Source organism: Paenibacillus sp. FSL R7-0340 (assembly GCF_038002205.1).
Lineage (GTDB): Bacteria > Bacillota > Bacilli > Paenibacillales > Paenibacillaceae > Paenibacillus > Paenibacillus polymyxa_B.
This window is the reverse complement of sequence record NZ_JBBOBY010000001.1, coordinates 2,410,471-2,423,045: the sequence shown is the minus strand read 5'-3', so window position 1 is coordinate 2,423,045 and position 12,575 is coordinate 2,410,471. Positions and strand designations below refer to the sequence as shown.

Here is a 12,575-nt window from a genome sequence, read left to right as displayed (position 1 = left end):
CAATTAACAAAAAGCCGCCTGGCTTTCCTACAAAGGATAGCCAGGCGGCTTGCTGTTCTTGAATATAATGATGAACTTGCATTCTAATGTTGCGAGTTAAGGTCAGAACAATGGCAGTTGATCCAGGTTATTAGATGGATCTCCATCGGCATCTCCCCGAATTCGTTTGCTTCCATCCTTGGCCTTGAAAACGTTAACGCCTGCAATTGAGCCTGCCTCAATCTCGTTCAATGCTTGGTTATAATCTAAAACCCGACCAGTAGATGTCTGAAAAGACGTAAGGTCGCCATCCCCGTCTTTACGTACTGCTGTAATTTGCTCTCGTTCTGTATCAGCCATACTGTATCGCTCCTTATCCATAGTATTATAGTGGAGGAACTTTTACTAGCATGCACATTGTACAGATTTGTATGCACCTTACGCTGTCGACTACAACTTTTTGCGCATACGTACATGCGTTATTCCCGCATCGTCAAAAGGTTCATCGGAGATCGTCTCATAACCGAGCTTTTCGTAAAACTTCTCGGCTTGACATTGGGCATCTAGCAGCGAGTATCTTAACCCCAATTCACGTGCACGTTCCTCCAGTGCTAGCAGTAATACACGTCCATAGCCTGCCGCACGATGCTCCTTGAGAACGGCAATACGTTGCATTTTAGCTGTATCTTCCTCATAGTATGTCAATCGACCAGTGGCCACCATTTCACCATGTTCACAAATTAGCAAATGATGGGCCGTATCTCCCAGCTTGTCATAATGGTCAATTTCTAAATCAAGAGGAACCTTTTGCTCTTCGACAAACACTTTGGTACGGATCGATATTGCCTCCTGTAGCTGTTCCTCTGTTGTTACACTTATAATTTCTGCGGCCATCATCTGTTCCCCCTATCATTAATTCCAAATTGCAAACTCGCTAAATTCGAATTATATATATAAATGGTCATGAAGTACAGGCTGACTTCTATTTTTTCACTTTACATATATGGTTAATACATGATATTATCTAGTAACCGCAGGACGGTAGCTCAGCGGGAGAGCATTATCTTGACAGGGTAAGGGTCATGGGTTCGATCCCCATCCGTCCTATTCGTCAAAAGCCTTGATTCTCAAGGCTTTTTTTATTTGTCTAGAAATAAAGCGAGTTATCCTGAGAAAAGAAAACAGGTCATTCACTAAGATTTAATCAAGAAATATTTTTTAATTAAAATCATACTTATAAGATAAAAAAGCCGCCCGGAAAAATAGGGTCGACTTTTCTGTATACTCAGTTCATTGCACTTTAACAGCACCACTTCTTCAACAAAGCCTTTCACCTTGATCCTTCTATTATATAGAAGAAAAAAAGCAGAACCATCAGCACAATACGTATAGAACTCTTAGATTACGATATAAACCGCCCCGCTCTCACTATCAATCTCCGTGGGGTAAGCAGTCACACATCCAGTATCCGGCTCTTGCACCCGACCAGTGGAAAGGTCGACTTTCCAGTCATGGAGCGGACAATGGACCGCTGAGCCACATATCATTCCTTCGGATAACCGCCCCCCTTTGTGCGGACAACGATTCTCAAGCGCATGCACGCTGCCATCGCTCAGACGGAATACAGCTATCTCTGTATTATGAATGCGAACTGTCCTTGCTCCACGTCGGTCAATTTCGTTCAGATCAGCTATTCTGACTCTGTTGGTTGTCGTATTGGTCTCCATTTTGTCAGCCCCCTATTCCGTTACTGCCTTAAGTTCCGGCAACTGTACAAAATTTTTGCGCAGCTCTTCGTTGTGAATAATTTCGTGCCACGGATCAGTCGTCGTGCTTAACGTCTCTTCAATTCTGGTCACCAGTTGTTTCCTCGTCTCTGCATTCGCGAGTGCCTGTTTGATGGATTCAACTCCGACCCGTTCCACCCAATGGGCTGTGCGTTCGTTCCAATTGGCCTGCTCGCGATAATACTGCAGATAGGCACCGGTCCATTCCATTACTTCATCCTCGGTTTTAACGGTACAAAGCAGTTCAGCTGCCCGAACCTTAATACCGCCGTTACCTCCAACGTAGATCCCCCAGCCACCGTCAATAGCAACGACGCCTAAATCCTTGATCGTCGCTTCAGCGCAGTTACGCGGGCAACCAGATACAGCCAGTTTGACTTTGGATGGCGCATTCAGCCGTTCAAATGCCTTTTCCAACCGAATGCCCATACCCATAGCATCCTGAGTGCCAAAGCGGCAAAAGGTGTTACCTACGCACGTCTTAACCGTTCGCAGCGTCTTTCCATAGGCATATCCAGACGGCATATCCAACTCGGCCCAGATCCCCGGCAAATCCTCCTTTTTCACACCAAGCAGGTCAAGACGTTGGCCACCCGTAAATTTAACCAGAGGCACATTGTATTTTTCTGCGACAGCAGCAATTTTCTTCAGATCGGCAGGTGAAGTAACTCCTCCATAAATGCGGGGCACGACAGAATAGGTGCCATCTTTCTGTATATTGGCATGGTACCGTTCATTCGTGAATCTGGATTCCTTCTCATCCTCATAATCCATCGGCCATACCATACCTAGATAATAATTGAGGGCCGGACGACATTTCGTGCAACCTTCCGGTTCGTTCCATCCCAGCACATTCATCACTTCTTTAACGCTCTTCAATCCCATCTCTCGAATGCCATCAATGATCGCTTCCCGGTCAAGCGTCGTACAACTACAAATCCCCTCTTTCAGCGTTTCTCCGGCTTCTGCACCTGCGTATAGCTGTAAGAGTCCCTCCACTAATGGCTTGCAGCCGCCACATGATGCCGATGCCTTCGTACATGCCTTAATCTCCCCGACACTCCGGCAGCCAGCCGCAACCGCCTCTCCAATGTCACCCTTGGATACACCATTACATCCGCATACAATTTCGTCATCAGGCATCTGCTCCAGCATCATGGCGCCACTAGCTTCAGGTTGACCGGGATTGAAGCCAAGTAATAACTCTTTCTCTCGGCCAACCACCGACCCGCCACTTTTGATCAAAGAAAACAGCATGGCTCCGTCAGACGTATCCCCAAACAGAACGGCTCCGATCAGTTTTTCGTCCTTGATCACGATTTTTTTGTAGACGCCGCCAATATCATCCTGATACCGCAGGGAACGTGTTCCCGGTTCATCCTTGTAATGCCCTGCTGAAAACACGTCGACACCCGATACCTTCAACCTTGTAGAAGTGACGGAACCACTGTAGCCGGGAGTCTCCATTCCCGCGAGCCGCTGAGCCAGCACACCACCCTGCTCATATAATGGAGCTACCAGTCCGTAAGTGATTCCCTGGTGTTCTGCACATTCGCCAACGGCGTATATGCCAGGGACATTCGTTTCCATGTAATCATTTACGATGATGCCACGGTTTACAGGAATTCCCGCCGACACCGCCAGTTCAATGTCTGGTCTGATGCCTACCGCCATAACGATCAAGTCTGCTTCCAGCTCACTGCCATCGGCAAATTTCAATCCTTCCACGCGACGACGGCCCGTAATAGCCGCCGTTCGCTTATTGACCAGAAAAGTCATTCCCTGCTCCTCCAGCTCGCGCCGGAGCATAAGGGAAGCAGCCTCATCCAGCTGCCGATCCATAATATATCCGTTAATATGAATAACTGTGACGTCCATCCCCAAGTTAAGCAGCCCCCTAGCTGCCTCTAGCCCAAGCAATCCGCCGCCGATAACAGCTGCTTTTTTGTGCGTCTTTGCCGTCTCCATCATCGTTTCACAGTCACGAATATCCCTAAAACCGATAACACCCTCCTTGTCGGCCCCTGGAAGCGGCAGAATAAAGGCTTTAGAACCTGTTGCCAACAACAACAAATCATAAGAGATGCATACGCCGGAGCGTGACGTCACCTGCTGCTTTTCCGTGTCGATGGCTGTGACAGGATCATCGGTATACAATCGAATATTGTTGTCTTCATACCAACTCCAGTCATTGATGACAATATCCTGCAAACCAGCTCCTCCCGCCAGAACGGAGGACAGCATGATCCGGTTATAGTTTGGATGGGGCTCGGCCCCGAATACCGTAATCTCATAGCTACCTGGTGCAAGCTTCAGCAAATGTTCGAGAGTGCGTATCCCTGCCATTCCGTTGCCGATCAACACTAACTTTTGAATATCGTTCATCAGGTCACTCCCCTTCCATTTGTATCCTCAAAACATAAAAAGCCTGCTTCACATATGGGGATTCAAAATATCCCTCCACATGAGAAAACAGGCTCCATTGCCGTTTCATCGAATACGCCGTTGTATCCATCAGAGTATGGAATTAAAAAGTATTGTAGCTAATATATAATGCTTCAAATGATATGTCAACATTCCTTACGCATAAACTTATAAAAATTATATTTTATCACCATGTAACATATCTATGACGTATAAAATATCACTCCCCTACAAAATTAGGATTGATTTTCAGTCCAAAACACGCCAAAATGGTTTGAAAGTCCGTTTTAGCTTGATGATGATGAAAAAAATAAGCAGGCAGACAAAATCTTATGTCATATTTGTTATCAATGATTACTATCCCCATCGCTAACTACCCTTCATGTTACAGAGAGGAGGAGCCCGCTTGCGTTCCTTGTTGGTAATTCACTTACATTCTGACTATGTATCTGAGCAGACACACGCCGTTTCCTCATGGCAGGCAGGACCTGAGCACCTTTTAGAGTCCAACGGATACCTAACCCTGCCCTGCCGCAATGAATCTGAAATCAAACAGCTAATTCTTAATGCAGACGCGGCGGTACTAAACATACCTGTCGGCACTATCAGCATATGGAGTGGCAGGCTGGAGCAAGCCAAAGCGATCCCATTGCTCTGGTGGTGCAGCGCAGAATCAGCGCTATCATCGACAGAGGCCTGTGAAGCTGATGTCACTGTCGATGGCATTCTAACCCCTTCTATGGCAGCCCATGAGCTGAATTGGGCTCTTCATTTTAGCGCCAAACGCTTTTTTGAACGCCAGCACTGGCAAAGTGAACGCAAGCAACTGACCGCTCGGCTGGAAGAACGCAAATGGATTGATATGGCGAAAGGAATACTTGGGGAAGTAAACGGTATCCCGGAAGCGGAAGCATATGATGTGCTACGCAAAAAAGCAATGAACGAACGCAAACGTATCGTTGATGTGGCCATCTCCATCGTCAAAGCACAGCAAATGCTAAAAGCATAAATCTGAAAGGGGCCCGAACATGAATATCATTGAAATATTAAAAGAAGTTGGTCGCGGCAAAAGGGGCGCCCGGGATCTGAATTACGCCGAAGCCGAAGCTGCTGCCGAACTTATTATGACCCAGTCAGCAACCCCTGCTCAAATCGGAGCTTTCTTTGCCGCGGAGCGCATTAAAATGGAGAGTGTTGCCGAGTTGGAAGCATTTGTAAACATCTGCCGTAAATATACCCATCGCTTTCCGATGCAGGAAGGGATTGATTTCGCCGGTCCGTACGATGGCAGAAAGTCTTCATTTATCGCCACCTTCGCAACGGCCTTTCTACTCGCCTCATGCGGAATTCCTGTAACGATGCATGGCAGTGCACCTCTCCCTCCCAAATGGGGTGTTACGCTCCCGCTTTTGCTGCAGGAAATGGGGGTAACGTCCCGGAACATGACACGTGAAACCGCCATTCATGCCGCGAAGCTGACTGGTGTACTGTTCGTTGCCTCCGAACAGTGGTGCGCGCCCCTGCGAGATATGCGGCCCATTCGCGAAGAGCTGGGGCTTCGCACAGTGCTGAATACTGCCGAGAAACTGGTTGATTACGGTTCTTCCCCGTATATTGTATTCGGCGTTTTCCACAATACTGTGCTCGAGAAGACGGCGAAACTCATGCAAAATCTGAATTACCGCAGGGCTCTGATCGTCCAGGGGAGCGAAGGATCGGAGGATCTGTTCATCGATCGGCCGACCCGGACTTACCTGCTTGCTAACGGCGAGGTATCACTACAGGTTATTGATCCGGAAATGTACGGGCTGGATTCGGTGGTACCCGAGCATAACTGGACCCCCGCTGAACAGCTGCGCATTACGGAGGAAGTGCTGCAAGGCACAGCTTCTATAGCCTTTTCGAATCAAGTGTTACTCAACAGTGCGGTCCGACTGTTCGTTGCAGGGCGAGTCGACTCCATAGAGGAAGGTTTGTATACCTGCAAACCGCTGCTAGAAAACGGGGACGCCTGGGGTTTGTATTGTCACTGGCGGGAAGCTATGCTCAGAAAAGAAATAAAAACAGGAGCAAGCAGATCCGAAACCCGAATGCATTTTTAATTATTGGCGTCACGCAGTCTAGGGATTGCGGGCCCTAAACTGTCCAACCCAAAAAGGCCAGCTCCCTCACTCATACAAAGGGGGCTGGCCTTTTATGCAAAGAAAAAGTCACTTACTCAGTCCTGCTCTAGAACTCAGACCATTCCCCATTATCTGCACTGGTCGCGGCTACGGCCAGGTGAAGGGGACGGATGCGTACAGCAGCCGTTTTGAAGCCAGGCATCCGGCAGAACGGATCAAGATCGGGTCGGGTCGCCCGATTTACATTTTGTATCCCACCCCAATGCATGGGCACGAAGAGCGTATCTTCGCGGATATGTGGTTTGATCCGGCCGCGGACAGTGAAGCTGCCGCGCTGTGATGCTATTTCTACCCACTCCCCGTCCCTGATATGCCAGCGTCGCGCTGTCCGCGGATGAATTTCCACATAATTCTCAATCTCTCGTGCGGCCAGCGACGGACTTCTGCGCGTTTGTGCACCGGTCAAATAGTGAGCCAGCACGCGGCCGTTCGTCAAAATAAGCGGGTACTCCTCGGATATCTCCTCTCCTGCTCCACAGCTTTCAACCACCGTAAAAACAGCCTTTTGATCGGAATGGGCAAAGGTTTCCCGAAACATCGTATCCATACCGGCTCTGTCCGTAGACGGGCATGGCCAATATACCCCTTCTTCACGACGCAACCTGTCATATGTGATCCCATAATAATCGGCAGGACCGCCCCGGCTGGCAAGCCGCAGTTCTTCAAAGATATGCTCAGCATCCCTGTACGAGAAATAGCTGCCCTTGTTTAGCTTTGCAGCTACCTGACACAAAATGTTCCAGTCATCTCTAGCCTCGCCTGGTGCGGACCTCGCCGCTTCCCGTAGCAGAACGCGGCCCTCCAGATTGGTCATCGTCCCCGTATTCTCCAAATAAGACGTCACAGGCAAAACAACGTCGGCCATCCGCGCGGTTTCAGTGAGAAACATATCCGCCACAACCAGCAGATTCAGCTTTTTGAGGGCTTCCTCCACCAGCCGGACATTCGGGTTAGATACAACAGGATTAGAGCCCATCACGAACAAAGCTTGGATTTCTCTCTGATGGACAAGCTCCATCATTTCATAGGCGGACACTCCCTTACCCGGTAAACTGCTTGGTTTTACTCCCCACACGGACGCCACATAGGCTCGATCTTCTTCATCCTCAATTGATCTGTAACCAGGAAGCTGGTCAGCCTTTTGGCCGTGCTCTCGCCCCCCTTGCCCGTTTCCCTGACCTGTAATAGCTCCATAACCGCACCCTTCCCTTCCAATCTTGCCAGTGGCCAGCACCAGATTAAGAAATGCACGCACCGCCATATGTCCATCTGTCTGCTGTTCAACACCCCTGGCCGTAAAAACGATGCCGGTCTCCACACTGCCAAAGGCATGTGCTGCCTGCCGGATCATTTCTACTTCAATTCCACACAGCGCAGCTGATTCGTTCAGATCCACACCCTTCAAATGAGTCAACAGCTGATCATAGCCGTTGGTCCGCTTGCGGATAAACTCTTCATTCGCAAATCCTTCGTCCATGATGACCTTTAGCATGGCATTGGCCAGTACAGCATCCATACCTGGCTTGATTTGCAGGTGCAGATCGGCGGCCGCCGCCGTTGGCGTCACGCGCGGGTCAATTACAATGACAAACGCACCGTTTTCCTTCGCCTGATGAAAATAAGGCATTAAGGTCGGCTGGCATTCAGCGATATTCGTGCCTGCAAGCACAATACAACGAGCCAACGGAATATCAGCCAGTCTGCAGGTCAGTCCGCGATCAACGCCAAACACTTTACTGCCAGCGGATGCCGCTGCCGACATGCAGAAGCGCCCGTTATAATCGATATATCGCGTACCTACAGCTACTCTTGCAAATTTACCGAGTAAATAAGCCGTTTCATTGGAGAGTGAACCTCCACCGTAAATTCCGATTGCATCGGGACCCTGTGTGGACAGTAGCGTAGAGAAACTGCTAGCTATAGTATCCAACGCCTCCTCCCACTTGACGGGAACAAGTTTGCCCTCTTTGCGTATGAGGGGCTGTACCAGCCTTTCCGCATGAGTCGCATGCTGATGCGCATTCATTCCCTTGATGCACAGCCTACCCTGCGAGGCTGCATTAGCCTTCCCTTCCGCCTTATACACTGTACGGATGATACCCGCAAGTGTCTCCGTACCCGCACTAACGGTCATCTTACATTGCACGCTGCAAAACGGGCACTGCGTATCCATTACTGACGATACATGTAGCCCAGCTTCCGGTTTGCCTTCTCCTGACTGACACATCAAAGTCACCTCCCCTTCGCCATTTTTCGGAATTTTATTGTCTGCACACGATAGAATATCGCCACAACTGAACTCAACCCATCACATCATCCTGTCAGCATTGTGGTCCGCAGGCTACCCGCCAGTCCACTTCGAAGAGCAGCGTCAAGCACACTTTCCCGTAATGCCAGAACGCCAGTCCTTTCAATCCACTCCCACATTTTCTCCCCATACCGGGCACTATGTCGGTATATTTGCAAGCAGGCTACAGCCATCAGGACCGCTTCTGCCGGGTCTTCCTCCAATCCAAGCAGCTGCCCCTGGCGAACTGGATGCTCTGCATGGCCACCGGCATAAACCTCCCAGCCTACTGGAGATCGGGATATTCCAATATCGTGGACAAGTACACCTGCCGGATACGCCGATCCAGGACAAATAGCAACTGTAACCAACGCGGGCAATGCGAGACTTCCCCATAAAGTTACCAACCGCTCTCTGAGCCAGGCTACTTCTACAAATGCCTGATCCATCAGGTCCGACTCAACAAAAGCCCGATTCTCGGCATTTAGGTTCGTAAAGCGCAGACCCGCAGAGGGCGCTTCTCCTCCGTACTGCGGTGTGACCTGAACCACAACACCAGCACCTAATGGATTTGTCGCAGATCTGTCGCGCAACCCAAGGGATTCCAAATAATAAAGTACAGCCGGCCGACACAATTCACACCCCTGCTGTCTAGTCCAACCGAGACGGGACACTACTTCATCTGGAGTCTGACAGGCTGCGTCCACCATAGCTGTTTTAAGCGAATCATGATCGTAATGCGTACATCCACACACAGGGACTACTTCTTGGGCGGTCGGAGTAACTACAGGTCCGGAAACTGTCGATTGGGACAAACTATTTTTGACCAGTGCAGCCACCAGCGGCCGACAGCCCCCACAGGAACCGGATGCTTTGGTCCGGCTCTTCACCTCTTCCACCGTCTTCAGCTTATCCGTAGTGATCGCTCGCAAAATAGCCCCCTTACTCACGCCGTTGCACGCACATACCGTTTCCTCTTCCGGCAGTGCGGCTGCCGCATCCTCCGCTTTGCTTCCGCCGTTATCCCGGGATGTTAGCTCTGTAGCGGGTGCGCCGCGCTGTACCATTCCGAGCAGCGAGGTGCTTTCCGCCGTATCTCCGAACAAAATGGCGCCAGTGACAGCACCGCCGTGCATCATCACTTTTTTATAAACCTTCAGCATCCCGTTATATTCCATGACTGCTGTCTCGTTTCCCTCATCACGAATGTCTCCTGCGGAAAACACATGGATTCCCGCTACCTTGAGCTGCGCATACGGAACCGTCCCTTCATAGGGAGCCGTTTCACGACCACAAATAACTTTTGCCAGCACTTTGCCCTGCTCATATAGCGGCGCCACTAGCCCGTATGAAATCCCGCGGTGCTCAGCACATTCGCCGACGGCATAAATACTAGGAATACTCGTGCGCATATAATCATCTACGACAATGGCACGGTTTACGGTCAGACCGCTGTCCTGAGCTAATTCGATATTCGGTCGGATACCAACCGCCAGCACAACCAAATCCGTTTCCAACCTGTCCCCGTCCGCAAACATCAATCCTTGCGCCCTGTTTCGGCCTATGATGTTGACCGTTTCCTTCGCCAAATGAAACCTCATGCCCTGTTGCTCCAGCTTTCGCTGCAGAAGCACAGCCGCCGTCCGGTCAAGCTGACGGTTCATAAGACACTGCGCATTATGAACAACCTCAGTTTCCATCCCTAGATTCAGTAGGCCTTGAGCGGCTTCAAGTCCTAACAGCCCCCCTCCGATAACCGTGGCCTTGCGGTATGTTTTGGCATATCTCGCCATGGTTTCACAATCATTCACATCACGAAAAGCGATTACTCCCTGTTTTCGAGCTCCGGGAATGGGCGGCATGAAAGGCAATGAGCCCGTTGCCAATATGAGCATGTCATAAGGTTCTTTCATACCGGATTCCGTTTCCACCATCCCGGCTGCAACATCAATACGACAGACGCGTTCACCCGCGTACAACTTTACCCCGTTCTCTTCATACCAGTCCCAGTCATGGGTAACGATGTGCTTAAATGAGCTCTCCTCCTGAAGCATTTTGGACAGGAGCACTCGGTTGTACCCGGGACGGGGCTCTGCACCAAATATCGTGATTTGGAACCGCTCTGGCTCCAGATCAAGTATTTCCTCCACACATTTGATGCCTGCCATACCGTTACCGACGACGACCAGTTTTTTCATCATATTAAACCAGCCCCATTCTCCGAATAAAATAAGACAGAAAAAGCCCTTCTCCATTCTATGGAAAAGGGCACCGTTGCCGTAAATGTCGGCACATCGTTGTGCCGATATGTATCTAAGATTACTGAATTGTGAAGGTCATGTCAATATTTAATACACGAAAGCTATATTTTCACCTTATATTTAATTTTTTTTACGAATTTGTGTTATGTATATTGACATGAAACAGATCCTTTTTTATAATTTGATTAAAATCACTCCAACGTGATCATACCAAGTCGACTCACAATGAGGTGTGTCAACCACGGCAATGAAGCCGCAAACCGTTTCCTAGATACCATGTAGGGGCGATTTGCGGCTTTTTCATGTTCAAATTACATTTTGCAGACAAAGAACAACAATTAGAACAGGAGAGATGGAGAATGAATAAAAAAAGTTTCTGGAAAAGCGGACACAAGCCCACCCTATTTGGCTCCTTTCTGTATTTTGATATCAGTTTTATGATCTGGGGAATGATCGGACCATTGGCCGTTGTAATTGCTAATGATTATCCAATGGACCCTGTACAAAAAGCCAATCTTGTCGCCCTACCTATACTTGGTGGTTCCCTGCTGCGGCTCGTGCTCGGATTCATGTCGGATTATATCGGTCCGAAGCTCACGGGACAGATTGGTATGCTTGTCACGATAATCCCTCTCTTGCTCGGCTGGCTGTGGGTTGATTCGCTAGAGCACATGTACGTTGTTGCCCTGCTCCTGGGCGTAGCTGGAGCATCATTTGCAGCTGCGCTGCCGTTGGCCAGTCAATGGTACCCCAAAGAGCATCAAGGCTTGGCTATGGGAATTGCCGGTGCTGGGAATAGCGGTACCGTCCTTGCGACATTGTTCGCCAACCGCATTGCTCAACATTTTGGCAGTTGGGAAGCCGTTTTCGGATTGGCTATCCTCCCCATCTTAACCGTCTTCGTTCTGTTCAGTATTTTTGCCCGCAACAGCCCTCACCGCCCAGCACCAAAAAGTCTGTCGCAATATGCTTCGGTGCTCAAACAGAGGGATGCCTGGGTATTCTGTGCCTTTTACTGCGTGACGTTTGGCGGATTCGTTGGCCTTTCTAATTATTTGACTATTTTCTTCAATACCCAATATGGCCTCTCCGCGGTACATGCCGCCGATTTTGCGACCGTTTGTGTGATTGCCGGAAGCTTCTTTCGTCCTGTAGGTGGCTTTTTGTCTGATCGGATTGGTGGTTCACGCATGTTAATGTACTTGTATGCGGGAGCCGGGATTATGCTCGCCGGCATTGCGTTTTTACCGCCACTTACCGTGGTAGTTGTGCTGCTGTTCGTAGGCATGATGTGCCTTGGCGCTGGCAACGGCTCCGTATTCCAGCTCGTTCCGCAGCGGTTCGGCAACGAAATCGGGCTCATGACCGGTATCGTCGGCGCTGCTGGTGGCATAGGCGGGTACTTTCTTCCCCTTATACTGGGTCATCTGTACAAATTAACGGGTTCCTATATGCCAGGCTTCATCTCTCTGAGCCTAATCACGTTCTGTGCCTTTACCCTCGTCATCATAATGCAATTGAAATGGCGTAACAGCTGGATGCGACGCTCTGCTACAGTTACTGATGAAGCCGTCAAGCGCATCGGAGAATTAAATGCCTGATGTTCATTAAACATAGAGCTGCGAAGCATTGAATTGTCCCTCAACCATCCCTA

9 protein-coding genes and 1 tRNA gene are annotated in these 12,575 nt (G+C 49.5%); 4 read left to right on the top strand and 6 right to left on the bottom strand.

What is annotated here, in order from left to right:
* Positions 1–102: 102 nt before the first annotated feature.
* Positions 103–339 carry a DUF3892 domain-containing protein gene (locus MKX59_RS10615; protein WP_023989345.1) on the bottom strand — a complete coding sequence of 79 codons (237 nt, stop codon included), beginning with the start codon at positions 337–339 and terminating at the stop codon, positions 103–105.
* Positions 340–429: 90 nt separating this feature from the next.
* Positions 430–873, bottom strand: a complete 444-nt coding sequence (locus MKX59_RS10610) for a GNAT family N-acetyltransferase (RefSeq protein ID WP_028540537.1) — start codon at positions 871–873, stop codon at positions 430–432.
* A gap of 141 nt (positions 874–1,014) precedes the next feature.
* Here MKX59_RS10610 and MKX59_RS10605 point away from each other — a divergent pair.
* A tRNA-Val gene (locus MKX59_RS10605) sits at positions 1,015–1,086 on the top strand.
* A 290-nt stretch (positions 1,087–1,376) separates the two neighbouring features.
* On the opposite strand, the gene nirD is transcribed toward MKX59_RS10605, so the two are convergent.
* Together nirD and nirB (MKX59_RS10595) are read right to left on the bottom strand one after the other, a co-directional pair.
* Positions 1,377–1,706 carry a nitrite reductase small subunit NirD gene (gene nirD, locus MKX59_RS10600; protein WP_025724005.1) on the bottom strand — a complete coding sequence of 110 codons (330 nt, stop codon included), beginning with the start codon at positions 1,704–1,706 and terminating at the stop codon, positions 1,377–1,379.
* 12 nt (positions 1,707–1,718) lie between these two features.
* Positions 1,719–4,151, bottom strand: coding sequence for a nitrite reductase large subunit NirB (nirB, locus tag MKX59_RS10595; protein ID WP_076264809.1), 2,433 nt, complete (start codon positions 4,149–4,151; stop codon positions 1,719–1,721).
* A 445-nt stretch (positions 4,152–4,596) separates the two neighbouring features.
* Here nirB (MKX59_RS10595) and MKX59_RS10590 point away from each other — a divergent pair, with 445 nt between their 5' ends.
* Complete coding sequence (locus tag MKX59_RS10590; RefSeq protein WP_023989349.1) at positions 4,597–5,199, top strand: ANTAR domain-containing response regulator; 603 nt, start codon at positions 4,597–4,599, stop codon at positions 5,197–5,199.
* 19 nt (positions 5,200–5,218) lie between these two features.
* Positions 5,219–6,292: an anthranilate phosphoribosyltransferase gene (locus tag MKX59_RS10585; protein WP_028540535.1), complete on the top strand. Its 1,074-nt coding sequence runs from the start codon at positions 5,219–5,221 to the stop codon at positions 6,290–6,292.
* A 127-nt stretch (positions 6,293–6,419) separates the two neighbouring features.
* Here the strand turns inward: MKX59_RS10585 and nasC are convergent, their stop codons facing one another.
* Together nasC and nirB (MKX59_RS10575) are read right to left on the bottom strand one after the other, a co-directional pair.
* Positions 6,420–8,600: an assimilatory nitrate reductase catalytic subunit NasC gene (gene nasC / locus MKX59_RS10580; RefSeq protein ID WP_076295273.1), complete on the bottom strand. Its 2,181-nt coding sequence runs from the start codon at positions 8,598–8,600 to the stop codon at positions 6,420–6,422.
* A gap of 86 nt (positions 8,601–8,686) precedes the next feature.
* Positions 8,687–10,861 (bottom strand): nitrite reductase large subunit NirB, encoded by a 2,175-nt coding sequence (nirB, locus tag MKX59_RS10575; RefSeq protein ID WP_076295272.1) that lies wholly within the window; start codon positions 10,859–10,861, stop codon positions 8,687–8,689.
* A 419-nt stretch (positions 10,862–11,280) separates the two neighbouring features.
* Between nirB (MKX59_RS10575) and MKX59_RS10570 the strand changes: the two genes are divergently transcribed.
* Positions 11,281–12,522 carry a nitrate/nitrite transporter gene (locus MKX59_RS10570; RefSeq protein ID WP_076295271.1) on the top strand — a complete coding sequence of 414 codons (1,242 nt, stop codon included), beginning with the start codon at positions 11,281–11,283 and terminating at the stop codon, positions 12,520–12,522.
* Positions 12,523–12,575: the final 53 nt, after the last annotated feature.

Coding starts and splice junctions, on each gene's coding strand:
- MKX59_RS10615 (WP_023989345.1), bottom strand. CDS start 339: ATGGCTGATACAGAACGAGAGCAAATTACAGCAGTACGTAAAGACGGG.
- MKX59_RS10610 (WP_028540537.1), bottom strand. CDS start 873: ATGGCCGCAGAAATTATAAGTGTAACAACAGAGGAACAGCTACAGGAG.
- nirD (WP_025724005.1), bottom strand. CDS start 1,706: ATGGAGACCAATACGACAACCAACAGAGTCAGAATAGCTGATCTGAAC.
- nirB (WP_076264809.1), bottom strand. CDS start 4,151: ATGAACGATATTCAAAAGTTAGTGTTGATCGGCAACGGAATGGCAGGG.
- MKX59_RS10585 (WP_028540535.1), top strand. CDS start 5,219: ATGAATATCATTGAAATATTAAAAGAAGTTGGTCGCGGCAAAAGGGGC.
- nasC (WP_076295273.1), bottom strand. CDS start 8,600: ATGTGTCAGTCAGGAGAAGGCAAACCGGAAGCTGGGCTACATGTATCG.
- nirB (WP_076295272.1), bottom strand. CDS start 10,861: ATGATGAAAAAACTGGTCGTCGTCGGTAACGGTATGGCAGGCATCAAA.
- MKX59_RS10570 (WP_076295271.1), top strand. CDS start 11,281: ATGAATAAAAAAAGTTTCTGGAAAAGCGGACACAAGCCCACCCTATTT.